This is a genomic window from Yokenella regensburgei ATCC 49455 (assembly GCF_000735455.1).
Classification (GTDB): domain Bacteria; phylum Pseudomonadota; class Gammaproteobacteria; order Enterobacterales; family Enterobacteriaceae; genus Yokenella; species Yokenella regensburgei.
Map to the genome: position 1 here is coordinate 62,100 of NZ_JMPS01000032.1, position 26,437 is coordinate 88,536.

The 26,437-nt window shown below is 54.8% G+C and carries 24 protein-coding genes; 8 read left to right on the forward strand and 16 right to left on the reverse strand.

Annotated elements, in window-relative coordinates:
* Positions 1–2: 2 nt before the first annotated feature.
* The 8 genes from fdx to trmJ form a co-directional block, all read right to left on the reverse strand.
* Entirely contained in the window at positions 3–338 is a 336-nt protein-coding gene (gene fdx, locus GYRE_RS09795; protein WP_006821172.1) for an ISC system 2Fe-2S type ferredoxin, read from the reverse strand.
* Position 339: 1 nt separating this feature from the next.
* Complete coding sequence (gene hscA, locus GYRE_RS09800) at positions 340–2,190, reverse strand: Fe-S protein assembly chaperone HscA (protein WP_006821173.1); 1,851 nt, start codon at positions 2,188–2,190, stop codon at positions 340–342.
* 14 nt (positions 2,191–2,204) lie between these two features.
* On the reverse strand, positions 2,205–2,720 hold the full coding sequence (gene hscB / locus GYRE_RS09805) for a co-chaperone HscB (RefSeq protein WP_038254950.1): 516 nt from the start codon (positions 2,718–2,720) through the stop codon (positions 2,205–2,207).
* Between the two features lie 64 nt (positions 2,721–2,784).
* Positions 2,785–3,108, reverse strand: coding sequence for an iron-sulfur cluster assembly protein IscA (iscA, locus tag GYRE_RS09810; RefSeq protein WP_038254951.1), 324 nt, complete (start codon positions 3,106–3,108; stop codon positions 2,785–2,787).
* Between the two features lie 19 nt (positions 3,109–3,127).
* Positions 3,128–3,514: a Fe-S cluster assembly scaffold IscU gene (iscU, locus tag GYRE_RS09815; RefSeq protein WP_005120408.1), complete on the reverse strand. Its 387-nt coding sequence runs from the start codon at positions 3,512–3,514 to the stop codon at positions 3,128–3,130.
* A gap of 24 nt (positions 3,515–3,538) precedes the next feature.
* Positions 3,539–4,753: a cysteine desulfurase gene (gene iscS, locus GYRE_RS09820; protein WP_006821176.1), complete on the reverse strand. Its 1,215-nt coding sequence runs from the start codon at positions 4,751–4,753 to the stop codon at positions 3,539–3,541.
* Positions 4,754–4,879: 126 nt separating this feature from the next.
* A complete protein-coding gene (gene iscR, locus GYRE_RS09825) occupies positions 4,880–5,371 on the reverse strand; it encodes a Fe-S cluster assembly transcriptional regulator IscR (protein WP_006821177.1) in 492 nt (163 codons plus the stop codon).
* A gap of 132 nt (positions 5,372–5,503) precedes the next feature.
* Positions 5,504–6,244, reverse strand: a complete 741-nt coding sequence (trmJ, locus tag GYRE_RS09830) for a tRNA (cytosine(32)/uridine(32)-2'-O)-methyltransferase TrmJ (protein WP_006821178.1) — start codon at positions 6,242–6,244, stop codon at positions 5,504–5,506.
* A gap of 124 nt (positions 6,245–6,368) precedes the next feature.
* Between trmJ and suhB the strand changes: the two genes are divergently transcribed.
* Entirely contained in the window at positions 6,369–7,175 is an 807-nt protein-coding gene (suhB, locus tag GYRE_RS09835; protein ID WP_087943292.1) for an inositol-1-monophosphatase, read from the forward strand.
* 47 nt (positions 7,176–7,222) lie between these two features.
* Here suhB and GYRE_RS09840 read toward each other — a convergent pair whose 3' ends face one another.
* Together GYRE_RS09840 and GYRE_RS09845 are read right to left on the reverse strand one after the other, a co-directional pair.
* Complete coding sequence (locus GYRE_RS09840; protein WP_245939513.1) at positions 7,223–8,146, reverse strand: nickel/cobalt transporter; 924 nt, start codon at positions 8,144–8,146, stop codon at positions 7,223–7,225.
* A 47-nt stretch (positions 8,147–8,193) separates the two neighbouring features.
* Complete coding sequence (locus GYRE_RS09845; RefSeq protein ID WP_038254953.1) at positions 8,194–8,832, reverse strand: DUF1007 family protein; 639 nt, start codon at positions 8,830–8,832, stop codon at positions 8,194–8,196.
* A 125-nt stretch (positions 8,833–8,957) separates the two neighbouring features.
* On the opposite strand from GYRE_RS09845, the gene csiE reads away from it, so the two are divergent.
* Positions 8,958–10,235, forward strand: coding sequence for a stationary phase inducible protein CsiE (gene csiE / locus GYRE_RS09850; protein ID WP_038254955.1), 1,278 nt, complete (start codon positions 8,958–8,960; stop codon positions 10,233–10,235).
* On the opposite strand, the gene GYRE_RS09855 is transcribed toward csiE, so the two are convergent.
* Together GYRE_RS09855 and hpt are read right to left on the reverse strand one after the other, a co-directional pair.
* On the reverse strand, positions 10,232–11,296 hold the full coding sequence (locus tag GYRE_RS09855) for a LacI family DNA-binding transcriptional regulator (RefSeq protein ID WP_051860943.1): 1,065 nt from the start codon (positions 11,294–11,296) through the stop codon (positions 10,232–10,234). The genes csiE and GYRE_RS09855 overlap by 4 nt on opposite strands.
* A 23-nt stretch (positions 11,297–11,319) precedes the next feature.
* Positions 11,320–11,853, reverse strand: coding sequence for a hypoxanthine phosphoribosyltransferase (hpt, locus tag GYRE_RS09860; RefSeq protein WP_006821185.1), 534 nt, complete (start codon positions 11,851–11,853; stop codon positions 11,320–11,322).
* 881 nt (positions 11,854–12,734) lie between these two features.
* Here hpt and GYRE_RS09865 point away from each other — a divergent pair.
* Complete coding sequence (locus GYRE_RS09865) at positions 12,735–13,334, forward strand: helix-turn-helix domain-containing protein (RefSeq protein ID WP_038254956.1); 600 nt, start codon at positions 12,735–12,737, stop codon at positions 13,332–13,334.
* 77 nt (positions 13,335–13,411) lie between these two features.
* On the opposite strand, the gene GYRE_RS09870 is transcribed toward GYRE_RS09865, so the two are convergent.
* From GYRE_RS09870 to GYRE_RS09885, 4 genes are all read right to left on the reverse strand, one after another.
* On the reverse strand, positions 13,412–14,548 hold the full coding sequence (locus GYRE_RS09870) for a 3-phenylpropionate MFS transporter (RefSeq protein WP_006821187.1): 1,137 nt from the start codon (positions 14,546–14,548) through the stop codon (positions 13,412–13,414).
* Positions 14,549–14,629: 81 nt separating this feature from the next.
* Complete coding sequence (locus GYRE_RS09875) at positions 14,630–15,469, reverse strand: aldose 1-epimerase (protein WP_038254958.1); 840 nt, start codon at positions 15,467–15,469, stop codon at positions 14,630–14,632.
* Positions 15,469–16,908, reverse strand: coding sequence for a sugar porter family MFS transporter (locus tag GYRE_RS09880; protein WP_006821189.1), 1,440 nt, complete (start codon positions 16,906–16,908; stop codon positions 15,469–15,471). Before GYRE_RS09880 ends, GYRE_RS09875 begins: the two co-directional genes overlap by 1 nt.
* Before the next feature lie 78 nt (positions 16,909–16,986).
* Positions 16,987–20,262: a DUF5107 domain-containing protein gene (locus GYRE_RS09885; protein WP_038254959.1), complete on the reverse strand. Its 3,276-nt coding sequence runs from the start codon at positions 20,260–20,262 to the stop codon at positions 16,987–16,989.
* A 114-nt stretch (positions 20,263–20,376) separates the two neighbouring features.
* Here GYRE_RS09885 and GYRE_RS09890 point away from each other — a divergent pair, with 114 nt between their 5' ends.
* The 5 genes from GYRE_RS09890 to GYRE_RS09910 all read left to right on the forward strand — a co-directional run bounded on the left by GYRE_RS09890 (position 20,377) and on the right by GYRE_RS09910 (position 26,430).
* Positions 20,377–21,573, forward strand: a complete 1,197-nt coding sequence (locus GYRE_RS09890; RefSeq protein WP_038254961.1) for an ROK family transcriptional regulator — start codon at positions 20,377–20,379, stop codon at positions 21,571–21,573.
* Positions 21,574–21,904: 331 nt separating this feature from the next.
* Positions 21,905–22,888: an autoinducer 2 ABC transporter substrate-binding protein gene (locus tag GYRE_RS09895; protein ID WP_006821192.1), complete on the forward strand. Its 984-nt coding sequence runs from the start codon at positions 21,905–21,907 to the stop codon at positions 22,886–22,888.
* 105 nt (positions 22,889–22,993) lie between these two features.
* Positions 22,994–24,493 (forward strand): sugar ABC transporter ATP-binding protein, encoded by a 1,500-nt coding sequence (locus GYRE_RS09900; RefSeq protein WP_006821193.1) that lies wholly within the window; start codon positions 22,994–22,996, stop codon positions 24,491–24,493.
* On the forward strand, positions 24,486–25,475 hold the full coding sequence (locus GYRE_RS09905) for an ABC transporter permease (RefSeq protein WP_038254962.1): 990 nt from the start codon (positions 24,486–24,488) through the stop codon (positions 25,473–25,475). Before GYRE_RS09900 ends, GYRE_RS09905 begins: the two co-directional genes overlap by 8 nt.
* Position 25,476: 1 nt before the next feature.
* The gene (locus GYRE_RS09910) at positions 25,477–26,430 is read left to right on the forward strand and encodes an ABC transporter permease (protein WP_038254965.1); all 954 of its coding nucleotides are present in this window, start codon (positions 25,477–25,479) and stop codon (positions 26,428–26,430) included.
* Positions 26,431–26,437: the final 7 nt, after the last annotated feature.

Sequence of the window (26,437 nt, forward strand, 5' to 3'; positions counted from 1 at the left end):
GATCAATGCTCGCGTGCGTGGTTGATAGTGTAGCGTGGGAATTCCACGACCAGATCTTCATCGGTCACCAGCGCCTGGCAGCTTAAGCGACTGTCCGGCTCCAGACCCCATGCTTTATCCAGCATGTCGTCTTCGTCTTCCGAGCTTTCCGCCAGGGAGTCAAAACCTTCACGCACAACGCAGTGGCAGGTGGTGCAGGCACAAGATTTTTCGCAGGCGTGTTCCACTTCGATACCGTTACGCAGGGCAACGTCGAGAATGGTTTCACCGGTATTCGCTTCCAGGACAGCGCCATCCGGACAGAGGTCCGCATGAGGCAAAATTACAATCTTTGGCATATTAAACCTCGTCCACGGAATGGCCTTTCAGCGCGGTACGAACAGATTTGTCCATCCGGCGAGCAGCAAATTCCTGGGTTTGCTTGTCTACGTTTTTAATGGCTTGTTCAATAGCATCGGCGTCATCGTCCTGGGCAACCACGCTAAGGTGCGCGGCGGCTTCGTCGATAAGCTGACGCTCTGCGGCGCTTAACAGCGCGGCATCAGCGGCCAGAGCACCATTGAGGCTCTCCAGCACGCGGGCGGCTTCCACTTTCTGCTCGGCAAGCATACGCGCTTTCACGTCCTGCTCGGCGAAGCTCATGGAGTCCTGAATCATTGACGCAATTTCGGTGTCGGTAAGACCGTAAGACGGTTTCACCTGAATAGCAGCCTCCACGCCGGTGGATTTCTCCATCGCCGTGACGCTCAGCAGACCGTCGGCATCGACCTGGAAAGTAACGCGAATATGCGCCCCACCGGCCGGCAGGGCCGGGATCCCACGCAGCGCAAAGCGCGCCAGCGAGCGGCAATCCTGCACCAGCTCACGCTCACCCTGCATGACGTGGATAGCCATCGCGGTCTGACCGTCTTTGAAGGTGGTGAACTCCTGCGCGCGGGCCACCGGAATGGTGGTGTTACGCGGGATAACCTTCTCGACCAGGCCACCCATGGTTTCGAGACCCAGAGAGAGCGGGATAACGTCGAGCAGCAGCATTTCGCTGTCCGGCTTGTTACCCACCAGAATGTCGGCCTGAATCGCCGCGCCGATGGCCACGACTTTATCCGGATCGATGGCGGTCAGCGGAGTGCGACCAAAGAACTCGCCCACGCGCTCACGCACCAGCGGGACACGGGTGGAGCCGCCAACCATCACGACTTCCAGTACCTCTTCGGCTTCAACACCCGCATCTTTCAGCGCGCGGCGACAAGAAAGCAGCGTGCGCTTCACAAGCGTAGCGATGAGGTCATTAAACTGTTCGCGGGTAACGGTGCCTTCCCAGCCAGCAACGGCAACGCGAGTCTCTTCGGCGTCGCTCAGCGCAATTTTAGCGGACGTCGCGGCATCGAGGAACTGGCGCTCAATGCGCGCATCGCTGCGATCGCTGATACCCGCCTGCTCGCGCAGGAGTGAGGCCAGCAGGTGGTCGAAATCGTCGCCGCCGAGGGCGGAATCACCGCCGGTTGCCAGCACTTCGAACACACCGCGGCTTAAGCGAAGAATCGAAATATCAAAGGTGCCGCCACCGAGATCGTAAACCGCAATCACCCCTTCCTGACCGGAGTCGAGGCCGTAGGCAATCGCGGCCGCCGTCGGCTCGTTCAGCAGGCGCAGAACGTGCAGCCCGGCGAGACGGGCCGCGTCTTTGGTGCCCTGACGCTGTGCATCGTCAAAATAGGCTGGAACGGTAATGACCACGCCATCCAGCTCGCCTTCCAGCGTTTCGGTGGCACGTGCCGCCAGCGCTTTCAGGATATCGGCGGAAACGCGAATCGGGTTAACCACGCCGGAAGCTGTATCGATCATCGGCAGGCCGTTTTCACTTGCCTTAAGCTGATACGGCAGGTGCGGGTAACGCGCCTCAATATCGGCAAGCGAGCGACCCATCATGCGTTTGACGGAGCTTACGGTATTCGCCGGATCCTGTGCCGCGGTCTCGCGAGCCTTATAGCCCACGATATGACCATCCGCGTGGTACTGCACCACGGACGGCAGGAGATGGCGACCTTCACCGTCGGCGAGGGTTTCCGCCTGGCCGCTGCGTACGGTCGCGACCAGGGAGTTGGTGGTGCCTAAGTCAATGCCCGCCGCCAGACGACGCTGGTGCGGCGCGGCGCTCAGACCCGGCTCACTAATCTGTAATAAGGCCATAATTGCTTCCGAAATTAAAAATCGAGCAGCTTTTCTTCGAGTTGTTCAGCGCTGCTTTGCAGTTTATCGAGAAAACGAAGCTTACGCACAGTGTCCGCCGCTACGTCCCACGTCTCGTTATCCAATTGCTCCACCATCAGCTGATGGCGGTCGTTATACATGCCTTTGACTCGCTTCATGAAGGCGGTAAGACGGGCTTCGTCTTTTGCCTGTTCAATCTCGTCGAGCTCTTCGCGAAGCTCCAGCTGCTCCATCAGGAACGCGGTATCGCGAACGGTGTGCTGCTCGCTCGCTAAATCAAAACCGTGCAGCGAGAGCATATACTCCGCGCGGGCAAGCGGGTGGCGCAGCGTCTGCCAGGCCTGGTTGATGGTCGCCGACTGCTGAACGGCAGCCAGTTGCTCAGACTGCGGGCGGCTGGCGAATTTATCCGGATGGAACTGGCGCTGCAGATCCTGGAATCGCGTCGCGAGAAGTTGCGTGTCGAGCTGATAGCGGGTCGGCAACCCAAAGAGGGTGAAGTAATCCATAACAATCTCAGGGTTAACGTGGTAAAGCAAACCCCACACGAGGTGGGGTTATCGGGAGATGCACTTAAACGTGGAAACTTTCGCCGCAACCGCACTCATCTTTCACGTTCGGGTTAGTAAACTTAAACCCTTCGTTGAGGCCTTCTTTAACGAAGTCCAGCTGAGTGCCGTTGAGGAATTGCAGGCTTTTACCATCGACAACCACCTTCACGCCCTTGTCTTCGAACACGGTATCTTCAGCAGAAGGTTCGTCAACAAACTCCAGTACGTAAGCCATGCCTGAACAGCCCGAAGTACGTACGCCTAAGCGCAGGCCGAAGCCTTTACCACGGTTAGCCAGGAAGGAATTTACTCGTGCTGCAGCACTGTCGCTAAGGGTAATCGACATAAAAGACCTCAACTATTTATTATTTTGCTTCACGTTTGCTTTTGTAATCCGCAATCGCGGCTTTGATCGCATCTTCTGCCAGGATAGAGCAGTGAATTTTCACCGGCGGCAGTTCGAGTTCGTCTGCGATATCGGTGTTTTTAATCGCCTGCGCTTCGTCCAGGGATTTGCCCTTCACCCACTCGGTAACCAGCGAGCTGGAAGCAATCGCTGAACCGCAGCCGTAGGTTTTGAAACGCGCGTCTTCAATGATACCTTCATTGTTGACTTTAATCTGCAACTTCATCACGTCGCCACAAGCCGGTGCACCGACCATGCCGCTACCCACGCTCTCATCGCTGTTGTCGAAAGAACCGACGTTGCGCGGATTCTCGTAATGATCGATAACTTTTTCGCTGTAAGCCATGATTGAATTCTCCTTATATACCGATTAGTGATGTGACCATTCAATGGTGTTCAGATCCACGCCCTGCTTGAACATTTCCCACAGCGGAGAAAGGTCACGCAGACGGCCGATGGAGTTGCGAACCAGCTTGATGGTGTAGTCAATCTCTTCTTCGGTAGTGAAACGACCTAAAGAGAAACGGATAGAACTGTGCGCCAGCTCATCGGTCATACCCAGCGCGCGCAGCACGTAGGATGGCTCGAGGCTTGCAGAAGTACAGGCAGAACCAGAGGACACGGCCAGGTCTTTCAGGGCCATGATCAGCGACTCGCCTTCAACATAGTTGAAGCTGACGTTCAGGATGTTCGGAGCGCCCTGCTGCAGGTCGCCGTTGAGGTAAACCTCTTCCATATCCTTCACGCCGTTCCACAGACGGTCACGCAGAGTGCGCAGGCGAGCCATCTCGGTGTCCATCTCTTCTTTCGCAATGCGGTAGGCTTCGCCCATGCCCACGATCTGGTGAACAGGCAGAGTACCAGAACGCATGCCGCGCTCATGACCACCGCCGTGCATTTGCGCTTCGATACGGATACGCGGTTTACGACGAACGTACAGCGCGCCGATACCTTTCGGTCCGTAGATTTTGTGGCCAGAGAAGGACATCAGGTCAACTTTCAGCTGGCTCAGATCGATAGGCAGTTTGCCCACGCTCTGGGTCGCATCAACGTGGTAGATGATACCGCGCGCACGGCACATTTCGCCGATAGTCGCGATGTCCTGTACCACGCCGATTTCGTTGTTCACGTGCATGATGGAAACGAGGATGGTGTCGTCACGCATCGCCGCTTCGAGTTCTTTCAGGTCAATGATCCCGTTGCTTTGCGGCGCCAGGTAGGTCACTTCAAACCCTTCACGCTCGAGCTGACGGCAGGTGTCCAGCACGGCTTTGTGTTCGGTTTTGCAGGTGATGATGTGCTTGCCTTTTTTCTGATAGAAGTTGGCAGCACCTTTGATCGCCAGGTTGTCAGATTCGGTCGCACCGGAGGTGAAGACGATTTCACGCGGGTCGGCACCCACCAGTTCAGCAATCTGGTTACGGGCAATATCTACCGCCTCTTCGGCCTGCCAGCCAAAGCGGTGAGAACGAGAGGCCGGGTTACCAAAGGTTCCGTCCAGGGTCAGAAACTGCATCATTTTCTCGGCAACACGCGGGTCCACCGGCGTGGTTGCGGAGTAGTCGAGATAGATAGGTAATTTCATTGCTCTTAAACTCCGTACATCACTCAATGCAAGGAACCAGGCAACCGACCTGATGTACGGCCGTGTTAACGGGGCACGGATGCCCCGGCCTGGCTCTAAATCTTTATAATTTTTACCCGAAGGTCATTACGCACGCAGTTTGACGTTGATCGCGTCCTGGGTGCGGTTGCTGCGATGGGATTCGTGGCTATGCTGACGACCGGAAACATCAAGGATTTCCTGGTTATTGACCAGTTCACCCAACGTGATGTTGTTCAGGAAGCTGGTCAGGCGATCGCTCAGATCGCGCCACAGCGCGTGCGTCAGGCACTTATCGCCGCCCTGACAGCCGCCTTTACCCTGACAACGGGTAGCATCAACGGATTCGTCAACAGCGCTAATCACTTCGCCAACAGCAATGCTGCCCGCATCTTTACCTAACAGATAACCGCCGCCTGGACCACGTACGCTGGAAACCAGGCCATTTTTACGCAAACGGGAGAACAGCTGCTCCAGGTAGGAAAGCGAAATTCCCTGACGTTCTGAAATATCTGCCAACGGAACCGGGCCCGATTCGGAGTTGAGCGCAACGTCCAGCATCGCGGTCACGGCATAACGCCCTTTAGATGTCAGTCTCATGTCTTACTTAACCTCAAACTCGCCCCTGCCCGGGGTTTTTTATAGTAAAATGGGGGTATTGCATAGCAGGGCCAAGTCTGACATTCCTGACTAAATTGGTCAACTATTTACTTGACTAAATTAGTCAGGTATTTAGCGATCCGTGCGCTCTTTATTCATCTGTTCAATCGATGCCAGCATCCCGCGCAGGATGTTCAATTCCTGGCTTTCCGGACGCGCGCGGGTGAACAGACGGCGCAGTTTGTTCATCACCTGCCCCGGGTGACTTTCGCGAATAAAGCCGGTCGTCAGCAGGGTTTTCTCAAGGTGTCCGTAGAAACGTTCGAGATCGTCAACCAACGGATACGGCGTCTCTTCATGCTCAGCGCTTTCACCTTTCTCCTGCGTCGCCAGCCAGGCCATACGCACTTCATAGGAGATCACCTGCACCGCCATCGCCAGGTTCAGCGAGCTGTACTCCGGGTTCGCGGCAATCGCCACATGATAGTGGCACTTCTGCAGCTCATCGTTGGTTAAGCCCACGCGTTCACGACCGAACACCAGCGCCACCGGCGCATGTGCGCCTTCCGCGACACTTTTCAGCCCGCATTCACGCGGATCCAGCATCGGCCACGGCAGCGTGCGGGAACGCGCACTGGTACCGACCACCAGGCTACAGCCTGCCAGCGCTTCGTCAAGTGTATCGACGATTTGTGCGTTACCAATCACATCGCTGGCTCCGGCGGCCAGGGCGATAGCCTGAGAATCTGGTTTCACCAGCGGATTCACCAGCCACAGATTCGTTAAACCCATGGTTTTCATAGCGCGGGCGACAGAGCCCATGTTGCCGGTGTGAGAGGTTTCCACCAGCACGATTCGAATATTTTGCAGCATAGTTTTTCAGCGTCTGAAGATTATTCGCCGATATTACCATAAGTGTGAGACATATTCCGAACTCGCTGCTATACTCTGCGCCGTTTTAGTTTCCCCGTTCTTTAACATCCAGTGAGAGTGACCGATGCAACATCCAATGTTGACCATCGCCGTGCGCGCAGCGCGCAAGGCGGGTAATGTAATTGCCAAACACTACGAAATGCCGGACAGCGTAGAAACCAGCCAGAAAGGCAGCAATGATTTTGTGACCAACGTCGATAAAGCCGCAGAAGCGATTATTATCGAAACTATTCGCAAATCTTACCCGCAGCACACCATCATCACCGAAGAAAGCGGTGAGCATGAAGGCGAAGATCAGGATGTTCAATGGGTTATCGATCCACTGGATGGCACCACCAACTTCGTAAAACACCTGCCTCATTTCGCCGTATCTATCGCTGTACGCATAAAAGGCCGTACTGAAGTCGCGGTTGTTTACGATCCGATGCGTAACGAACTGTTCACCGCAACCCGCGGTCAGGGCGCTCAGCTGAACGGCTACCGTCTGCGTAACAGCACCGCTCGCGATCTGGACGGCACCATTCTGGCGACCGGTTTCCCGTTCAAAGCCAAACAGCACGCTACCGCGTATATGAATATCCTCGGCAAACTGTACACCGAATGCGCTGACTTCCGCCGCACCGGTTCTGCAGCTCTGGATCTGGCCTACGTTGCCGCCGGCCGCGTTGATGGTTACTTCGAGATTGGCCTGAAGCCGTGGGATTTCGCTGCAGGTGAACTGATTGCTCGTGAAGCTGGCGCGCTGGTGTGCGATTTCACCGGTGGTCACAACTACATGACGACCGGCAACGTGGTGGCTGGTAACCCGCGCATCGTGAAAGCCATGCTGGCTAACATGCGTGATGAGCTGAGCGAAGCCCTCAAGCGTTAATCTGTTGTGGTGCCGGATGCGACGCTGACGCGTCTTATCCGGCGCTTTTAAAACGGTCTTAATCCCCTTCCCACCGGCACCACACTCATCCACATCACGACCGCTGCCGCCAGTAAGATCGCGCCTCCGGCTAATGCCAGCGTTGCTAACCCCACCTGCCGCCACAATACCGGTGCACTGCTGCCGCTTAGCCTGACAGCCAGTTGGCGAAAACTGTGTACCAGCAATGCCAGGGATGAAATGGTGATTGAGGTTCCGGCCGCCATTGCCAGCGCCGAGGCCACCCCCCAGCTAAACACGCCAATCACTTTACTGAAGAGCAGCACCATAATTGCGCCCGAGCAGGGCCGCATCCCCATCGATAACACAATCATCAGCCTGGCGCGCCAGTCGTTGCCCTGGGCCGACTGCTCCGGCGAAGGAAGATGTTGATGCCCACAGCCGCAGTGTTCATGGTGCACATGCTGGATCGTAAAAGCTTTAAATACCGGCTTACGCAACAGCGCACGCAGTTTTTTCACTGCCCGCCAGCAGAGCATCAGCCCCAGAACACCCACCAGGGCATAGCTACCGCGCTCAAGCCAGAAGCTGCTGAGGTGCAGCTGCCGTGCTGGCAGCTGCAGCAGCGTCAGCACCACAACAACCAGCGCTACCGCCACCAACCCCTGCAGCAGTGAAGCCGCGAGCGTCAGCCCAATGCTTGATTTCAGCTTCGAGGGATGGGTCGCAAGCCAGGTGGTGATAACAATTTTCCCATGCCCCGGCCCGAGCGCATGCAGTACGCCATAGATAAAACTGAAAATGAGTAACGACCAGCCCGCCTTATGGGGGTTATCCGCCACCGCTTTCAGAAGCCCGCTCATTTTCAGATTTAGCTCACGCTGCCAGACAATGCTTTTCATCATCACCTGCGGCCACATCTGCCACAGCACGATACCTGCCGCCATCATCAGCACCAGCCCAAGCGCCAACGGTCAGAGGTGCCACCAGCGTTTTGTCCGCCCAGAGCCTGCAGAGATTACTGACATTTAAGCGTTACCTTTTGTGCAAAGTACTGACCCAGTTCCATATCTTCCGGCGGAGCGTCGGCTTTATCCAGGGACAAGGCATAGGTGGTCATTTTCTCGTTAGGCTCCGGCGTGGTGAGCGTCACCCGGCAAGCGTTTTGTTGCGCCGCTGGCAAACTAATATCGTGGTCGTTCTTCCACGTCATATCAACGTAGTAAGTGGGATCATAGGTTGAAAAAGTATAGGTTTGCCCCGCCAGCGGTTGCGGCTCTGCCAGCGGCAGCGTAAAGGTCAGCACCGCCTGATGCCCTTCCCGGGCAAGCCCATAGCCGTCGGGCCGGTTCTCGAACTTCACCTTCTTTCCGTTGTGCCAGACTTCAGTGAAGTAGTGCTGCCCCAGCACATTCGCCATCACCTCTGCCGCGAGCTTTTTCCAGACTTCATCCCCCGGTTTGGCATTCCCCGCATCATAGAGGAGATCCGCCGAGGTGATTTCATCCATCTTCCAGCGCATGGATAAGCCGGTAAACTGGCCGTTTTTCACCACCACTCCGGTCTGGATATCAATAAAACTGTGCGGGTGCGCCAGGGCCGGTAATGATAAAACCATGAAAAATGCGCTAACGACGCATTGTTTCACTCTGTTCATGTCTTCCTCACGTGAAAAATTCTGTGAACTACGCCAGCAATCCTTGCGCAAACACCGGCGGGTGCGCTTTCGCTATTCGATCCTTTCACTATTCTTATCAAAAACCCCTAACTGGAACCATACAGATGATGAATATGATTGAAACGCCATCTGTGCTTTCCAGTCCGCAGCGCCGCTGCCAGATGCTGTTGATGCTGTTGCTGTCAGGCAATGCACTCAGCCGGGGATCCATCAATCAGATTAATCAGGCTGATGATGAGGTCACTCTGGAGGATATTGCCGATACTGGCGAAGAGCTTCGCCGCTACCATCACCTCGCCATCACAACAACCGCTGACGGCGGCTACCGGATTGAAGGTACGCCTCTCGACCAGCGCCTGTGCCTGCTGCACTGGCTGCGTCGCGCGCAGCGCCTTTGCCCGGCATTTATAAGCCACCAGTTTACCCCGACGCTCAAAACAATGCTTAAACAGCAGGGGATCGCCCGTACGCTGTATGATGATACCAATCTTCATGCGCTGATTAACCGCTGCGCGCGGGGTTTGCAGCGCCAGTTTGAGTGTCGTGACGTGCAGTTTCTGCGCCTCTATTTACCGTATTGTCTACTGCAGCACCACCAGGGCCAGACGCCCGACTTTAGTATTGCCCAGCAGCTGTGGACTCAGGCGCGCGGTGAGTATCAGATGGCAGCAGAAATTCTGCGTCACTGGCGGCGACGTATCGCTCAGCCACCGCACCATAATGAGCACTACTTCCTGGCGCTGTTGTTTATGATGCTACGCACACCGGACCCGGTACACGACGGGCACCAACACGACAGACGTCTGCAGCAGGCAATCTTCCGCCTGATTGCTCGCTTTCAACTGCTGGCAGGTCGTCGCTTCAGCGATGAGCAAAGCCTGCGTGACCAGCTTTACATCCATCTTTCGCAGGCGCTGAATCGCTGCATGTTCAACATCGGCATTGATAACAGCCTGCCGGATGAAATTCTGCACCTCTACCCACGGCTGATGCGCACCACGTCACTTGCGTTACAGGATTTCGAAGCGGATTTCGGCATTCGTTTTCCGCCGGAGGAGTCGGCGCTGGTAGCGATAATTTTCGGCGCCGGGCTGATGCAGGAACGTGATTTGCAGGAAAAACAGGTGGTACTGCTGACGGGAGACAACCCGCAGCTGGAGAGCGAAATTGAGCAGCAACTGCGCGAATTAACCCTGCTGCCGCTCAACATCAAATATCAGTCAGCAGAAAGCTTCCAGAAACAAGGTGTGGCAAAAGGCATAGCGCTTATCGTCACCCCTTATGCCATCGCTCTGCCGCTGTTTTCACCACCGCTCATCCACGCAGGTGAACCCCTGAGTGAGCATCAGCAGCAGCATATCTGTAAGATGCTGGAGTCCTAAACGGTTGCAGCCCTGAACTCAGGCTCCACCGTCTCAACCCTCTTCATTTCCGCAAGAGGTGCTGTGCTCTCTCTCATAATGACTTCATGCGCAAAAATCTTTGAATAGGCCGAGCCAGGATCCCCTTCTATTTTATTTACCAGCAGTTGCACCATCGTTTGGCCAATCAGCGTGTTGGGTAAATTTACGGTACTTAACGCAGGGGAGCTGAACTTCGCCAGGGCCGTATTGCCGAAGCCAATAACGGAGATATCTGTTGGAACGGATATCCCCATTTTTTTCGCCTCACGAACAACACCCAGCGCCGCCGTATCGCTCTGGCAAAAAATCGCCGTCGGCCGTTCGGGTAAGCCCATCAACGCAGAGAAAGCATTTTTCCCTGCCTCATAGGTGAGGTCACTATTAATGACAAAGCGATGATCGCATTCGAGCTGATAGCGTTGTAGTGCGCGTGTGTAACCATGCAACAAATTACGCGTCGTTTGCCCCTGATCCTCACCTAAGATACAGGCAATCTGCGTATGCCCCAGGTGAAAGAAATACTCCACAACTTCAAAAGCAACCGCAAGGCTATCAACATGAAGTGATGGAACACGACAACTTAGTGAAAACTCATTTGCCATGACCATAGGGATAAGCTTCAACTCATCTACTTCATCAATTTTGCAAGGAGTAGTAAGACCTAAGAGCAACAGACCATCCACCTGTGTGGCTCGAGTTAAGTTAACGATATCTTCTACCGAACATTGTGGTTGCCCCACATTATTGATTAGCACTTTAAAACCATGTTGCGCGGCGTTTATCTCTATTCCATCAATGGTTTCTTTGATTAAATGTAAAGAGAGACTTCCAATAACAACCAGTATTATTTTAGGCTGTTCCGGATTTATAATCCTTTTAACTTTATGGGTTGTGTACCCAATAACGGTTATTGCTTTTTCAATTCTCTGCAGCGTCTTTACTGCAACTTTTTCAGGGTGATTTAAGGCACGCGACACAGTCGCCACGGAGACACAGGCCTCAATAGCGATGTCCTTCATCGTTTTAGTACTTCCCTTCATTACAACCTTCTTTGAATTGATACTCACTCTGCCATTATCACCTTACCAACATACGGTAAATGTCGGTGTTTTTGGGCATAATCCAGGCCATATCCCACGATAAATTCATCTGGAATACTCAAGCCAATGTATTTCACCTCAACATTGATTACTCGCCGTGATGGTTTATTAAACAACGCACAAATTTCTAACGACCTTGGTCTTTTTTGCATCAAGTAGTCGCAGACCTGACTCAGGGTGATCCCCGTGTCTATAATATCTTCTACGATGAGTACGTGTTTATTCTGAATCTCTTCACTTAAATCTCTGATAATGTCGATTTTATGCGAGGAAGACATACCATCCCCATAACTCGAAACCGTCAAGAAATCGATGCTGTGCCCTACGCCAATTTGGCGAGAAAGATCTGCCATAAAGATGAATGAGCCCCGCAACAATCCCAAAACCACTAAATTGTTGTCCTCGCCGCTATAATCCTTTTCAATCTGACGACCCAGTTCGATGACGCGGTTACGGATCATGGATTCCGGGATTAATTTTTCCACCGTATATTTCATATTTTTGAGACAACCTACCGACAAGTTAATGTAAACATTTAAATCATTACAACTTCGCTTATTTCTGTGCATTACTTTGCACTGAGTCACAAAATTGATTCAGGTAATAGCTTATCTTGTTCCACTATACTTGTCAGAGTCACATCAATTCCTCAATTGTATAAAATAAAACAAATCGTTCTGCTAAAAATGAGGTTTCATCCCACCATTACGACCATTGACTAAAAATAAACATGTTAATCACTATCTAAAAATACATATATTTTTAATGAAATATGAGCTTTCGTCATACGGATGATGTAGTCACTAATCAGAGATAGTCTTACCCACTCACAATGAATGGACGGAGGTCTAATCTCTTAGTGTTATTGACTAAGAATTATTCTCACCTTACACCTTAAAAGCAGTTGATAATTTCACTTACCAACCTGGCTATCCTTCTTAATTACATTACTTTCATAACCCAACACAATGATTATTTGCAAACATACTGCCACTTTAAAAAACAATCAGTTACTGAGACTTTATTTATTAATTAAAAAAAGAACCAATTCAAACATGCAAAGAACGTTATTCTTGAATAGTCATTTATTGTGTTATTTTGAACATAATTATATCTGGAATAACCAAAAAAAATGGTTAGACTTCCCCAGCGTAGTAAAGCACACACTATATACACATCTTCTAATATACCCCATGAAACACATATTAAATTTACAACTTTACAAGGAAGGGACTCCTTCCTCATAACCCCCTGATAGCGTGTTTGCCAGGATGAACTACGGCACATAGTTCCTTCATACCAATGATTGTTGGTGGGCACCTATTTTGACAGAGTAATTACGCAAGTTGTGGAAGCGTAAGGAAATAAGGATTGTATTATGCCCGAGAAAAATGAAGCCATAACTATTATTGGCGAGGCAATTAAGGATTGTGGGTCATCATGTCTGATTTACCGAAAGAAAAGACAGCGTTTTGATGTTGAGAGCCATCAGCAGATATTTTACCTGATTCAGGGAAGTGTCAATGTTTACAGAAAGTCTGATGACGTCTTAACCAACACAGTCACTGGCCCAGCAATTCTTGGATTGCTGCAGATGAAGATGAAAGAAAAAACTCACTATTTCAGATGCGATACGGATTGCGAAATGTGGAGTTTATCAATACATGACACCAATGCTATATTTAATGAAAAAGATCTATGGGGCTATGCCTTTGATTTGCTGACTCATTCAATATACCAATGGTATCGCCGATCCAACATGATCGAACAAAAAGATGTATATAGTATCGTTGTTCAGCACTTGAAATATATTTGGGAAATGAGCACTGAGTCGAGGACCCAGACATCAATTTACTCGTTCATTCTGCGTCGAAGCCATATCTCCCGTAGTTCAATTCATAAGGCTATTTGCGTTTTAAAAGAGGAAGGCGTTGTCAAAGTAAACCGTGGGAAATTACTGGAACTTTCAATCAAATGATTTTTCACAAACGATGGAAAATGATTAGCGCAGAGGATGCTATGCACGGATAAGAGCCATGCATAGCATCGGGATGACTAGACTGCCGCCACTTTCGGGCGGACAAACAGTGCCGGAACGGCCACCAGCGCCATCACCAGGAACACGCCCTGATGTAAATGCTGGTAGAGGAACCCGGCGAAAACCGTCATCACGGCAATACTCCCCCCCATCGCCACCGCGGAGTACACCGCCTGCAGGCGAATGACTTCCCGGCTCTGGCGCGCCGATATGTAGCGCATCGCCGCCAGATGGCAGACGGTGAAAGTACCGCAGTGGAGGATTTGCACCACAATCAGCCACGGCAGTTCGGTGGTCCAGCCCATGAGTCCCCAGCGCACAATGCCGCAAACGGCGGAGAGCAGCAGCAGGTCGCTGGCGCTGAAGCGACGGAACACTTTCTTGCTAAGCGCGAAGATAACCACTTCCGCCACCACGCCCAGCGACCACAAATAACCCACCGCCGAGGCCGAGTAGCCCGCCTCCTGCCAGTAAATCGCGCTGAAGCCATAGTAGGCCGCGTGTGCGCCCTGCAGTAAACATACACAAGCGAGGAAACGCCCATTCTGGGTTATCAGCAACCGCCAGTCGGGGCCGGCCCCCTCTTCGTGATGATGACTTTCACCCTGCGGCGCCACCGACGGACGCAGCAGCATGCCGAGCAGCATCGATACCAGACCAATGCTGAGCAGCGCCAGAATCGCCCGGTAATCGAACATGCTCACCAGTTTTCCGGTCAGCGCTGAACCAATCACGAAGGCGACGGATCCCCATAGCCGTACCCGGCCATAGTCCATGGTGATTTGCTTTTGCCAGGTATTTGCCAGCGCATCGGTGAGTGGTACCAGCGGTGAGAAGAAGAGGTTGAAACCGACCATCACCACCATCAGCCACGCGACCTGGGTTCCCGCCCAGAAAGCGAGGGCAAACAGCAGCGTCAACAGAGCAAGAACCCGCAGGGCGGTAATCAGACGTGAAGGGGAGCTGACCCGAGGGGCAATCAGCAGGCTTCCCAGAAAACGGGCGACCAGTCCGGCACCAAGCAGCACGCCGATAGTCTCCGGGGTCAAACCAGTTCCGGCAAGCCAGACGCTCCAGAACGGTAGAAAAACGCCATAGCAAAAAAAGTAGGTGAAGTAACTAAGCGCCAGCCAGCGCGTGGAGTGCAAGACCATGATTCCCTCCCAGATGGTGGCGATAGTCTGGCGATAAACACTGGCGGGCGCAAGATGCTGATTAACACTGGATTAACACGATTATGCTGCTGAAGTAGCCATTATCGTCATCGCAAAGCGGGCCGACTCGCCCTTTTGCAGCATCAACAAACCCGGCTGACCCGGCTGACGGTGGGCGTTAACCGGGTGGCTCTGCGGCTCGAGGCACAGGAAGGGTTGACCCGACATTCTGAACAGCATCAGCCACGGAGTTTGCGCGAGAAGCGTGATACACATCACATCATCCAGCAGGCGAGCCTGTCCGTTCCAGCCGGAATAACAGACGTTAAGCCATTCATCACATCCCGCCTGTGGCTGGCTGAAATCGGCCGCAGGCGGCAGTATCGGCTGCCATTCGCGAGGAAGATGATCCTCCCCTTCCGGCCAGTAACCGCTGGCGCTGAACTGCGCCCGGGTGCCCGATGAAAACGGAAACCACGGATGAAAACCTAACCCATAGAGCATCGGGCGTTCACCCCGGTGAGTGAGGTGCAGTTCGGCCTGCAAGGCGTTTTCAGTCAGCGTGTAGCGAAGCCTGGCCTGATAATCAAAGCCACAGTCGTGCTGGCTTTCAAGCTGCAGCTCACAGCCACCGGCGCTCTGGGCCACCACCTGCCAACGCTTTAACCAGCCATCACCATGCAGGAAAAACTGTGCGTCAGCCGGGTTTTGCGGCAAAATGACTTCCCGCCCCTGTAGCCAGAAACGGTTCTCGGCCACCCGGTTTGCCAACGGCAGCATGGGGAACAGCGCACCCGGCTCGGCGGCCTCGTACAATACCGGACGCTGGAAGGTACGGGAGAACAGGCTCAGTACCCTGCCCCCCTGCGGATCAACGCGCATCTGCAGATGCGCGTTTTCTAGTGTAATAATCTCGCTCATCAGCGCAGTGATTCCCGGTTCACGCCAGAGGTGGGTTTCTGATGCAGCCTGGCCAGGCGGGCTTCCAGCGCCTCGAGGGTGACGCCTTTGGTCTCAGGAACATGACGCAGGATGTACAGATAACCCATCGCGCAGATAACGCCGTACAGCAGGAAGCTCCCGGCCGCCCCAAGACTCGCGTTCAGCAGCGGGAAGCTGTATGTCAGCAGGAAACAGGCCACCCACAGCGCCAGCGTACCGAGCGACATCGCCAGACCCCGCACGCGGGTCGGGAAAATCTCTGACAGCAGCACCCAGGTTACCGGCGCCAGCGTCAGGGCGTAAATGGCAATCGCCGCCAGTACCAGAACCAGCACCGGCCAGCCCATCACGCCCATCGCATACGCACCCGCTATCAGCACATAAATGAGGGTAAGGCCAGACGCGCCCAGCAGCATCAGCTTGCGGCGGCCGATCTTATCCACCAGCGGCAGCGCGGCAATGGTGAAGACCAGATTGATGATCCCGGTTGCCACAATCGACTTAAGCGTGCCGTTAATGTCAAACCCGGCAGAGGCGAAAATCTCCTGCGCATAGTTGAAAATAACGTTGATCCCGCACCACTGCTGGAACACCGCCAGCACCATACCGATGATAACAATCGGCTTAATCTGCGGCTGCAACAGCGTGGAATACGCAACCTTGTGATTATCCTGCTGCAGCGTCTGTCCTATCTCCTGCAACGTCTGCGCGGCATAGGCTTTTGAACCAATACGCTCCAGCATAGCTCTGGCTCGTTCTGGTTTCCCGGCCTTCATCAGCCAGCGCGGTGATTCCGGCACAAAAAACATCAGCACCAGGAATGCCAGCGCCGGAACCAGCTCGGCACCGAACATCCAGCGCCAGCCTACCTGGCCGTTCCAGGTTTCCACCAGCATCTGCTGAGTTGCGCCACCCGGCACCGGATCGGCAATCATCAGATTCACCAGCTGCGCCGCCAGTACACCAATCACGATGGTCAACTGGTTAACGGCGACAAAACGTCCGCGCTTTTCCGCCGGGCTGACTTCTGCGATGTACAACGGGCTGAGGGCTGAGGCAAGACCGATCCCAACGCCGCCGACGATGCGGTAGATAATGAACATGTCGAAATTGCTGGCAAGGGCGGTGCCAAGCGCCGAGGCGCTGAATAAAATTGCCGAGAAAATAAGCGGCAGGCGACGTCCCAGTTTATCGGCGCACCAGCCGGAAATCAGCGCGCCGAACACGCATCCGGCCAGCGCCGAGCTCATCGCCCAACCTGACTGCGCCGGGTCGGTAATCGAGAACCAGGCTTCATAAAACGGTTTTGCCCCACCAATCACGACCCAGTCGTAACCAAACAGTAATCCACCGCAGGCGGCGACCAGACAAATCGTCCAGACGTAGCCCATATTGAGTTGTGTCTGCGCATTGTTCATAGATGTTCCTCTTATTTTATAGGGAAACGCAGGTAACAGAGGGTGGTGGGCGAGAACCGGCCTCGCCCACGTGATGAGTTATGCGAAAATTCCGCAGATCAGCGCATGGCGAAGCAAATGCACTTTGTCATGAGCCGGGTTAATCGCCAACAGGCGCGTCATGACGTCCTCGCAGGCGGTGATATTTCCTTCGCCAAGGTAGCCAAGCGCCTCGATAAACAGGCAGTGCTGACGGTGGCGATGAGAAGGCGGCGTATCCAGCACCACCAGATCCGGCAGAGAGACCGCGAAGAAGTCAGCATCCGGAATGGCATCCTGATGCGCGCTCACCCATTCACCAAAGCCACGGAACAGACGTTCGGACTGCGCATGGTGGCCCAATGCCCGCAGCGCCATCCCCTGCCAGAAGAGATAATCCGCCGGCTGGTCGTTGTAATAGCGACCGGCGTCGAGGCTTCCGTCACCCAGGGACGCCTGACGGAAGTGATGCTGCGCAAGCTCCTGTTCTCCGGCCTGCAGAGCGCAATAGCCGAGCAGATACCAGATATCGTTGTCGGTTTGCCCCGGCAAACGCCCTTCGCCCAGGTTATGCGGGTAACGCAGCGCCGCGGTCAGCAGCGACTGCGCGGTGCCCCACTCCCCGACCGCTATCGCTTCCAGCGCCCGGTGCTGCTGGTTCAGCAGATACTGGCCCGTCACCTTCCCCTCGCCCCCTTCCCAGGGGTGGAACTCGCGCGCCTGCAACACCTGTGCCGCCGCCGCATAGTTGCCGCTGCCGTTCCACAGGCTCAGCAGTTCGGCGGTCAGATCGTCGCGCTTGAGCGCCACCGACTGCTTACTTTCCAGACGAGCCAGGCGAGTTTCCTTCGGCTCACCGAGCTGTTTGTTAAGGAAATCGAGTTCAAACAAGAAGCGGGCGTTATCCGGCTCAAGTTCTACCGCGCGCTGCATCGCCGCCTGCGCCTGACGAGCATCCTGATTTTTGTTCCAGGCATAAATGCCGAGCAGACGATGAGCAGGTGCGAAGTCCGGACGCTGCTCAAGCGTTGCCCGCCAGCAGGTCACCGCAGCGTCATAGCGTCGTTTGCTGTACCAGAAACAGCCGAGCAGATAGCGGGCGAAAGGTGCATCGTCCAGCGCCTGCAGCATCTGTACTTCATCAAGTGAGTTCGGGAAACGCACCCGGCTGCCGTGGCGGACTTCCGCTTCAGCGATGAGCTGCTGACGCACGCTGACTTCGTCCGTCAGCGACGCCTGCCAGAGAAGCGGCAGCGTCTCCGGGCTTTCGAGCGCGGCAAGCATTTCGCGAGCGGCAGCATACTGACCAAGAGAGCTCAGCCAGCCCGCCAGCAGACAGGCGTTAGCCCCGCGCTGCCCGGTAACGTTACGCAGCGCCGCAAGCGCCGATGCTTCACCGCTGATGGCCCAGCGGGCATAATAGAGCGTGTAGTTCAGAGGATATTGCTCAAGCGCACCGGCGATATACGTAAGCGCAGCGTCCTTGCTCTGCTGCTGCGCCAGAGCCAGCGCCTTCAGCCCCATCGCCAGCGTGTTGCTGCCGTTAAACTGCAGGCTCTGCTCAACATGCACCAGCGCCTCCTCCCAGTGGTTCGTCTTCGCTGCAAGACGCGCCAGCGACCACCAGGCCGCATCGCGGCAGTTCCCGCTCCAGCTGGCTTTGAAATAATGTTCACGAGCCGTCGCATCGTCACCCTGGCGCTCCAGCGCCGCCGCCAGCAGCATACTGGCCTCGCCATCGCGTGGGTTTTTATTCAGACGATGCGCCCGCGCCAGCGCTGCTCGTGCGCATTGTTCCGCCAGCAGCCAGTCGGCGCTGTTCAGCGCCAGGGTGCCGAGCGCCACGTTATTGCGATAATCCTGCGGGTCCAGCTCCAGCGCTCGACGATAGTAATCTGCGGCAAAGCGGCTGGCGTGGTTGTATTGCTCCAGATGCTGACCAATGAAATAGAGCTCATCAAGGTTACTGATGTTTTCGGGCATCGCCGGGGCGCTGGCGGGATCCGGCAGCGGTGTTTCTTCTGCGATATGTTCCTGATAGTCAAGCAGCGTGTCGCCGTTTGCCGCGCGAACGCTGAGCGTCAGCCGCTGCGGCCAGCGGTCATCGAGGGTTTCCTGCCAGCTTTCACCCGGCTTAAGCGACAGCGCCGTTTCCCACAGCGGTGAATCATCGGCGCTGAGTTCGACCACAACGTCATTCAGCGGCGCAATGGCATAAACCCCGAGACGGAGCTGTCCCCCCTCACGCTCAAGTTTGATTGCCAGAGTGGTACTGGCGTTCTGCAACGTGCCCAGTTCGCTGTACGGCAGGAAGTTCTGCACAAAGACTTTCTCTTCATACGGGGCAAGCCAGGTGAAATCAGGCTGATTATCGGTGAAAACGCCGGTCATGAGCTCAATGTACGGGCCGTTCTCATCGGTCAGATTACGATCCCACGCCTGACCGAAGTCGCCGTAGCCCCATGACCACTGCTTTTTACCCGGAGAGATGTGGTGATCGGCGACGTGCAGCAGACCGCCGCGTTCGCCGTGGTGATAAGCACCCACGAAGTCGTAGTCGGATTTCTCCGCCATGTAGGAAGTCGGTACAGGGACGTTTTTGTAGCGGGAGATATCCACCCCGGCCGAGTAGTCCACCTTGTAGTAGGTGCCGGTCGCAATCGGAAACGCCGAGACGTCGCGCTTGCCGTGGTCAAAGACCGCGGTAACGTCCGGTGGGAACACGCTCTGATGGTCGTCGCCCCCTTTCACCGCCGGGTTCGCCCACCACAGGAAGTGGCGCGGCGTGGCGTTGCCGTTGAACACTTTGCCGGTGATTTCAATCAGCGCTTTATCCGGGTAGAGCGTGAAGCCGGTCATTACCTGCAGGCCGCGCATCGGTTCGGCCTCGCCCATCCACACCGTCTGCGCGCCGCCTTCACGGCTTTGGATAGTGAAATCGACCGGCATAAAGGTGGTCGGTCGATGGTGCTGTGGCCAGTTGAATTCGATACCGCCGGAGATCCATGGCCCCAGCAAACCGACCAGTGCCGGTTTCACAACTTCGTTGTAATAGACAAAATCGCGCTGCTGCACCTTATCGAAGGCGCGATGAATGCGTCCGCCAAGCTCTGGTAACAGCATGACGCGAATAAAATCGTTCTCCATCCACACGGCCCGGTATTCGCGCATTTCGCGCTGGCCGGTCAGCGTATCGATAACGCCGTAGGGATAGACCGCGCCGGAAGAACCCTGATAAACGCGTTTTTCCAGAAACATCGGGTTGGTGTCTTCCGCCCCGGTTGTCCACGTGGGGAGTGAAAGCGTCTCCTGCCACACTTTTACTGAACCGTACATGCTGCTCTCCACTAAATAAAGTAAAGTGAAATGAATTGATACGGCGAGTGTAGTGGGCAACATTGCGCAGGAAACAGGCGATGCTCACGCATTACAGTTAAGGGAGTTAAGTGTATGTTGCGACCTGGTTTAAATAACGCCCGTGTACGGCAGGTAAACAAAGCGATTTTCCTGACCCACCTGTGGCGGGAAAAACAGCTCAGCAAGTCACAGCTGGCGCAGCTTACCGGGCTGTCTATTCCGGCGGTGAGCAACATTCTGCAGGAGCTGATGGATGAGGGGCGCATCAGCCACTCGACGGAAAATCTCAGCGCCCGTGGCCTCAACAGCGGCAGCTTCCAGATCCCACTCACCGGTCCGTGGACCCTGTGTATGAACATTACGCCCACCAGCATTGAGAGCCAGCTCGCCGATGCGCGCCTGCTGCCGGTAGGAGAGCCGGGCCGTCAGTCGTTTAATGCCGAGTCGCCGCGGGAGCTTCTGGACAACATCGCCCAGCACTGGCGTCACTACCGCCAGCGCTATCCGGAGCAGCGCATCAACCTCGCGCTTGGGGTTCATGGCCAGGTGGATCCGGTCACCGGCGTTTCGCAAACCATGCCGCAGGGGCGCTGGAAAACACCGGTGGAAATGAAGTATCTGCTGGAGGAGCGCCTCGGCGTTCAGGTTCGTCTGGACAACGACTGCGTGATGCTGGCGCTGGCGGAGAAGTGGCAAAACCCGGCCGGGCTGCGGGATTTTTGCGTTATCAACGTCGATTACGGGATTGGTTCATCGTTCGTCATTCACGACCAGGTGTGGCGCGGGAGCCTCTATGGCAGCGGCCAGATTGGCCACACCATCGTCGACCCGGACGGCAGCGCCTGCGACTGCGGCCGCTACGGTTGTCTGGAGACGGTCGCCTCGCTTAGTGCGTTGAAAAAGCAGGCGCGCGTATGGCTGAAAACGCAGCCCAACCCGGCTCTCAACCCGGATGCGCTGACCACCAGCGCGCTGCTTGAAGCCTGGCGCGGCGGCGACGTGCGGATTCAGGCATGGGTAGAGAATGCCGCCAATGCTGTCGGGCTCAGCCTGTATAACTTCCTTAATATTCTGAATATTAACCAGATCTGGTTGTATGGCCGCAGCTGTTCGTTTGGTGAGGAGTGGCTCCACACCATCATCCGGCAAATCGGCTTTAATCCCTTCGATCGGGATGACAGTCCTGGCAGCAAAGCCACGCGCATCAGCTTTGGCAAACTGAGCCGTGCGCAGCAGATCCTGGGTATCGGCTATCTGTACGTCGAGTCACAACTTAATGATGAGGCGTAATACTGACACTTCCCTTGTCTCGATTCAGTTCACAAATTAGAAACATTTTATCTCATGAACTGCCGTCAGACGGCAGTTCATGACTGCGACCTAAGCTAAATTTGATAACAAATTGTTAATTAAATGTTTAAATAACCGTTTAATGCAACATTAGTACCCATGATAAGAATAAGATTATCGCCAAATTTAACCAATATTTAACCATATATTTCCCATAAGATCACAACTTTGGGCATGCATCACATTCCTGAAAATCAGGATTCATTTCCACTTCCCTTCGTTGATAACCTCGCGTCCGTGACATGCCTCTGTCTCCCCAAAAGGTACAACTATGAAATTCAAACTCGCATTACTCAGTGCCACTCTGGTTTCTGCTTGCATGTTGTCCGGTCCATCCTTTGCGGCGGAAAAATATGAAATCGCGGTGGTGGCGAAAGTCACCGGTATTCCGTGGTTTAACCGTATGGAAACAGGTGTTAACGAAGCAGCGAAAAAGCTCGATGTTAACGCTTATCAGACAGGTCCTTCGACGCCTGACCCGGCGCAGCAGGTCAAGGTTATTGAAGACCTTATCGCCAAGAACGTTAACGCCATTATCGTGGTGCCGAACGATGCCAAAGTGCTTGAGCCGGTGCTGAAAAAAGCCCGCGATAAAGGCATTGTCGTGCTGACTCACGAATCTCCGGACCAGCAGATTGGTCAGTGGGATATCGAGACCATCGACAGCGAGAAATACGCGCAGGCTAACGTCGATGAGCTGGCGAAAGACATGGGGGGCAAAGGGGGTTACGCCATTTACGTTGGGTCGTTAACCGTGCCGCTGCACAACGCGTGGGCCGATTCTGCAATTAAGTACCAGAAAGAGAAGTATCCGGAGATGTTTGAAGTGACTTCACGTCTGCCGGTGGCGGAGAGCATTGATAAGTCCTACTCCACCACGCTTGATCTGATGAAGACCTATCCGCAGATGAAAGGCATCATCGGCTTCGGTTCGCTCGGCCCTATCGGTGCCGGTCAGGCCGTACAGAAGAAACGGGCGAAGGATAAGGTCGCGGTTGTCGGCATTGCCATGCCTGGACAGGCGGCGCCTTACCTCGTTCGTGGCGACATCAAGAAAGCACTGCTGTGGGATCCAAAAGATGCAGGTTTCGCGCTGGTTACCGTGGCAGACCAGCTGCTGCAGGGTAAACCCGTCACTAAGGATCTGAGTATCGAAGGTTTAGGGAAAGCCGACGTCGACATGGAGAAGAAAGTGATCCGCTTTAACAAGATCCTCGAAGTCACCAAAGATAACGCACAATCACTCGGTTTCTGAGGCTTACTGCCCACACCAGGGAACCACAACGCCGGCCGTCCGGCCGGCAATCACTATCAGGACTCACATTAGCGCCCCCTCGGGGCGCTTGCAGGGGTATTGTCCATGACAGACACCACCGCATTTATCACTCTTGAGAATATCAGCAAGCAATTCCCGGGCGTGCTGGCGCTGGATAACGTCAGCCTGACGCTGAAAAAAGGTGAAGTTCACTGTCTGGCAGGGCAGAACGGCTGCGGTAAGAGTACGATCATTAAAGTTATTTCCGGAGTGTATCATCCGGAGAAAGGGGCGCAGATCCAGCTTGACGGTAAACTGTTTCACCACCTGACACCGTCGCTGTCCGCCCATTACGGTATTCAGGTTATCTATCAGGATCTCTCGCTGTTCCCCAATTTTAGCGTCGCGGAAAACATCGCCGTGAACCGGTATCTGCCGGGCGGTGATATCTGGGTACGCCCTGGTGCCATGAAAAAACAGGCACTGGCGGCGATGCAACGCATTGGCGTGAACATCGATCCAGATAAAAAAGTAGAAAAACTGTCGATTGCCGACCGCCAACTGGTCGCGATTTGTCGGGCGATTGCCGCCGACGCGCGTCTGGTCATAATGGATGAACCCACCGCTTCCCTCACCCGCCAGGAGGTAAACGGCCTGCTGCGGGTGGTCAACGAACTTAAAGCCGCCGGTATTTGCGTGGTGTTTGTCAGCCATCGTCTGGATGAGGTGATGGAAGTCGCAGACCGCATTAGCGTAATGCGCGACGGAAAACTGGTTGGCACCTGGCCGGCTCAGGATCTCGACAGCCACGAACTGGCTTTCCTGATGACCGGACAGCGCTTCCACTACAGCCCGCTGCCGGAAAAACCGCTGGTTGATCAGCAGCCATTGCTGGAGCTGCGCGGTCTTAGCCGGAAAGGTAAATACCGTAATATCAATCTTCAGCTGAGACGCGGTGAGATTGTTTCCATCGTTGGCCTGCTGGGTGCCGGACGCACCGAGCTGTGCCTGAGCCTGTTTGGTATGACCCACCCGGAAAGCGGAGAGATGCGTATCGACGGCCTGCCGGTGACGCTTCGCAATAACCACGATGCTATCAAACACGGCATTGGCTACGTCTCGGAAGACCGGCTGACCCAGGGCCTTATCATGGAGCAGTCTATCTACGACAACACCATCGTGACGGTGTTCGACAAGCTCCATACCCGCAGCGGCCTGCTCGATCACCAGAAAGCGCAGACTCTTGTCGCTGATTTGATTCGCGAGCTGAATATTAAAGTCTCCGACCCACAGTTACCGGTAAAAACACTTTCCGGCGGTAACGCCCAGCGTATTGCTATCGCCAAATGGGTTGCCACAAAACCGCAGATCCTGATCCTCGACTCCCCTACCGTTGGCGTCGATATCGCCAACAAAGAGGGGATCTATCAGATTGCCCGCAGCCTTGCCGAACAGGGTATGGCGGTGCTGATGATTTGCGATGAGATCCCGGAGGCCTATTACAACAGCCACCGCGTGCTGGTCATGCGCCGTGGTGAGCTGGTGGCGGAATTTAATCCTCATCGCTGCCGTGAAGAGGATATTGCTGAGGTGGTCAATGAATAACGCACGTTTTTCACGCCTTTTGGGGCATCACGAATTCTGGCTCGGCCTGCTGGTGGTTGCGCTTGCCGTGGGCCTGAGTGCGGGCACCGACGAGTTTTTATCACTCGGTAACCTGACGGATGTTGCCACCAGCTATGCCATTCTTGGCATTCTCGCCTGTGGGCTGTTTGTGGTGCTGATTTCAGGTGGAATCGATATCTCCTTCCCGGCAATGACCGCTATCGCCCAGTACGTAATGGCAACCTGGGTGATTGCCCACGGGGGTAATTTTGCGCTGGCGCTGCTGATTGCCGTGGGCGTCGGGCTGCTGCTGGGGCTGGTGAACGGTTTTCTGGTGTACTGGCTGCGCGTCCCGGCGATCATCATTACTATCGCCACGCTTAACGTCTATTACGGCATGCTGGTGTACGTGACCAAGGGCACCTGGCTGTACGGTTTCCCGGACTGGTTTATGACCGGCATCAACTGGTTCTCCTTCACCGCAGCGGATGGTTATGACTACGGTCTGACGCTGCCCCTGCTGTGCCTTGCGGGCACCATTATCTTCACTGCCGTACTGATGAACCGCACCCGTCTCGGACGGCAGATTTACGCCATGGGCGGCAACCGCGACGCCGCCTCACGTTTAGGGCTGAACCTGCTAAAGCTGCATTTTTGTGTGTATGGCTATATGGGGATCCTCGCCGGGATTGCCGCTGTAGTACAGGCGCAGATAACCCAGTCGGTGGCCCCTAACTCACTGCTTGGCTATGAGCTGACGGTGCTGGCGGCGGTGGTGCTGGGTGGAACCAGTATGAGCGGCGGGCGTGGTACGCTCATCGGCACGCTGCTTGGCGTTATCCTGCTGGCCTTCCTGCAAAATGGTCTGACGCTGCTCGGCGTCTCGTCTTACTGGCACACGGTTTTCAGTGGCGCCATTATCCTGGTCAGCATCAGCGCCACGGCCTGGAATGAAAAACGCAAACTTGCAAGGGAGCTCTGAGATGAAAACGTTCGCCAGATTATTACCCGGTGATGCCATCATCCGCCTGCAGTGCGTGATCATTATTGTCGTTGCCGTCGCCTTTTCACTGCTGCTGGGTGGCCGCTTCTTCAGCGTTGCCAATTTCCAGTCCATCAGCTCGCAGCTGCCGATTCTGGGCATGCTGGCGCTGGGGATGGGGGTGACCATGCTGACCGGCGGGATCAACCTGTCGATCATCGCCGGAGCCAACGCCTGTTCGCTGGCGATGGCAGCGGTCATTGTCATACAGCCGGATAACCCACTGTTTATCGTCCTCGCGCTGCTCGCTGGCCTGCTGGTGGCGGTCGCTATCGGCACCCTGAACGGCGCGCTGATTGCCTGGGTGGGCGTCTCGCCGATTCTTGCCACGCTCGGTACCATGACGCTGATTTCCGGGCTTAACATTCTGCTCTCTAACGGCACCGTCATCTCCGGCTTCCCGGCGGTTATTCAGTTCTTCGGCAGTGCAATGGTGCTGGGTATTCCCGTCGCGCTACTGCTGTTCTTACTGGTCGCGGTGCTGTTGTGGGTACTGCTGGAGCACACCACACTTGGGCGCAGCCTGTATCTGGTAGGCTCGAACGAACAGGCCACCCGCTACAGCGGCGTCAACACCGTCCGCGTGCAGATTGCTGTGTATATCATTTCGGCGCTGATGGGCTGGGTGGCGGCCATTCTGATGATGGCAAAATTCAACTCTGCTAAAGCGGGTTACGGCGAATCTTACCTGCTGGTCACCATCCTTGCCTCCGTGCTGGGCGGCATCAATCCAGACGGCGGATTTGGCCGGGTGATTGGTCTGGTGCTGGCCTTGATTGTGCTGCAAATGCTGGAAAGCGGCTTTAATTTGCTGGGGATCAGCAGCTATCTGACCATGGCGCTGTGGGGCGCTGTGCTGATCCTCTTTATCGCATTACAGAATCGTAAAGCCTGATTTCAGG

What these genes read in the sequence shown, in the direction of transcription:
- fdx (WP_006821172.1), bottom strand. Translation starts at nt 338, where the DNA reads ATGCCAAAGATTGTAATTTTGCCTCATGCGGACCTCTGTCCGGATGGC.
- hscA (WP_006821173.1), bottom strand. Translation starts at nt 2,190, where the DNA reads ATGGCCTTATTACAGATTAGTGAGCCGGGTCTGAGCGCCGCGCCGCAC.
- hscB (WP_038254950.1), bottom strand. Translation starts at nt 2,720, where the DNA reads ATGGATTACTTCACCCTCTTTGGGTTGCCGACCCGCTATCAGCTCGAC.
- iscA (WP_038254951.1), bottom strand. Translation starts at nt 3,108, where the DNA reads ATGTCGATTACCCTTAGCGACAGTGCTGCAGCACGAGTAAATTCCTTC.
- iscU (WP_005120408.1), bottom strand. Translation starts at nt 3,514, where the DNA reads ATGGCTTACAGCGAAAAAGTTATCGATCATTACGAGAATCCGCGCAAC.
- iscS (WP_006821176.1), bottom strand. Translation starts at nt 4,753, where the DNA reads ATGAAATTACCTATCTATCTCGACTACTCCGCAACCACGCCGGTGGAC.
- iscR (WP_006821177.1), bottom strand. Translation starts at nt 5,371, where the DNA reads ATGAGACTGACATCTAAAGGGCGTTATGCCGTGACCGCGATGCTGGAC.
- trmJ (WP_006821178.1), bottom strand. Translation starts at nt 6,244, where the DNA reads ATGCTGCAAAATATTCGAATCGTGCTGGTGGAAACCTCTCACACCGGC.
- suhB (WP_087943292.1), top strand. Translation starts at nt 6,369, where the DNA reads ATGCAACATCCAATGTTGACCATCGCCGTGCGCGCAGCGCGCAAGGCG.
- GYRE_RS09845 (WP_038254953.1), bottom strand. Translation starts at nt 8,832, where the DNA reads ATGAACAGAGTGAAACAATGCGTCGTTAGCGCATTTTTCATGGTTTTA.
- csiE (WP_038254955.1), top strand. Translation starts at nt 8,958, where the DNA reads ATGATGAATATGATTGAAACGCCATCTGTGCTTTCCAGTCCGCAGCGC.
- GYRE_RS09855 (WP_051860943.1), bottom strand. Translation starts at nt 11,296, where the DNA reads ATGAAGGGAAGTACTAAAACGATGAAGGACATCGCTATTGAGGCCTGT.
- hpt (WP_006821185.1), bottom strand. Translation starts at nt 11,853, where the DNA reads ATGAAATATACGGTGGAAAAATTAATCCCGGAATCCATGATCCGTAAC.
- GYRE_RS09865 (WP_038254956.1), top strand. Translation starts at nt 12,735, where the DNA reads ATGCCCGAGAAAAATGAAGCCATAACTATTATTGGCGAGGCAATTAAG.
- GYRE_RS09870 (WP_006821187.1), bottom strand. Translation starts at nt 14,548, where the DNA reads ATGGTCTTGCACTCCACGCGCTGGCTGGCGCTTAGTTACTTCACCTAC.
- GYRE_RS09875 (WP_038254958.1), bottom strand. Translation starts at nt 15,469, where the DNA reads ATGAGCGAGATTATTACACTAGAAAACGCGCATCTGCAGATGCGCGTT.
- GYRE_RS09880 (WP_006821189.1), bottom strand. Translation starts at nt 16,908, where the DNA reads ATGAACAATGCGCAGACACAACTCAATATGGGCTACGTCTGGACGATT.
- GYRE_RS09885 (WP_038254959.1), bottom strand. Translation starts at nt 20,262, where the DNA reads ATGTACGGTTCAGTAAAAGTGTGGCAGGAGACGCTTTCACTCCCCACG.
- GYRE_RS09890 (WP_038254961.1), top strand. Translation starts at nt 20,377, where the DNA reads ATGTTGCGACCTGGTTTAAATAACGCCCGTGTACGGCAGGTAAACAAA.
- GYRE_RS09895 (WP_006821192.1), top strand. Translation starts at nt 21,905, where the DNA reads ATGAAATTCAAACTCGCATTACTCAGTGCCACTCTGGTTTCTGCTTGC.
- GYRE_RS09900 (WP_006821193.1), top strand. Translation starts at nt 22,994, where the DNA reads ATGACAGACACCACCGCATTTATCACTCTTGAGAATATCAGCAAGCAA.
- GYRE_RS09905 (WP_038254962.1), top strand. Translation starts at nt 24,486, where the DNA reads ATGAATAACGCACGTTTTTCACGCCTTTTGGGGCATCACGAATTCTGG.
- GYRE_RS09910 (WP_038254965.1), top strand. Translation starts at nt 25,477, where the DNA reads ATGAAAACGTTCGCCAGATTATTACCCGGTGATGCCATCATCCGCCTG.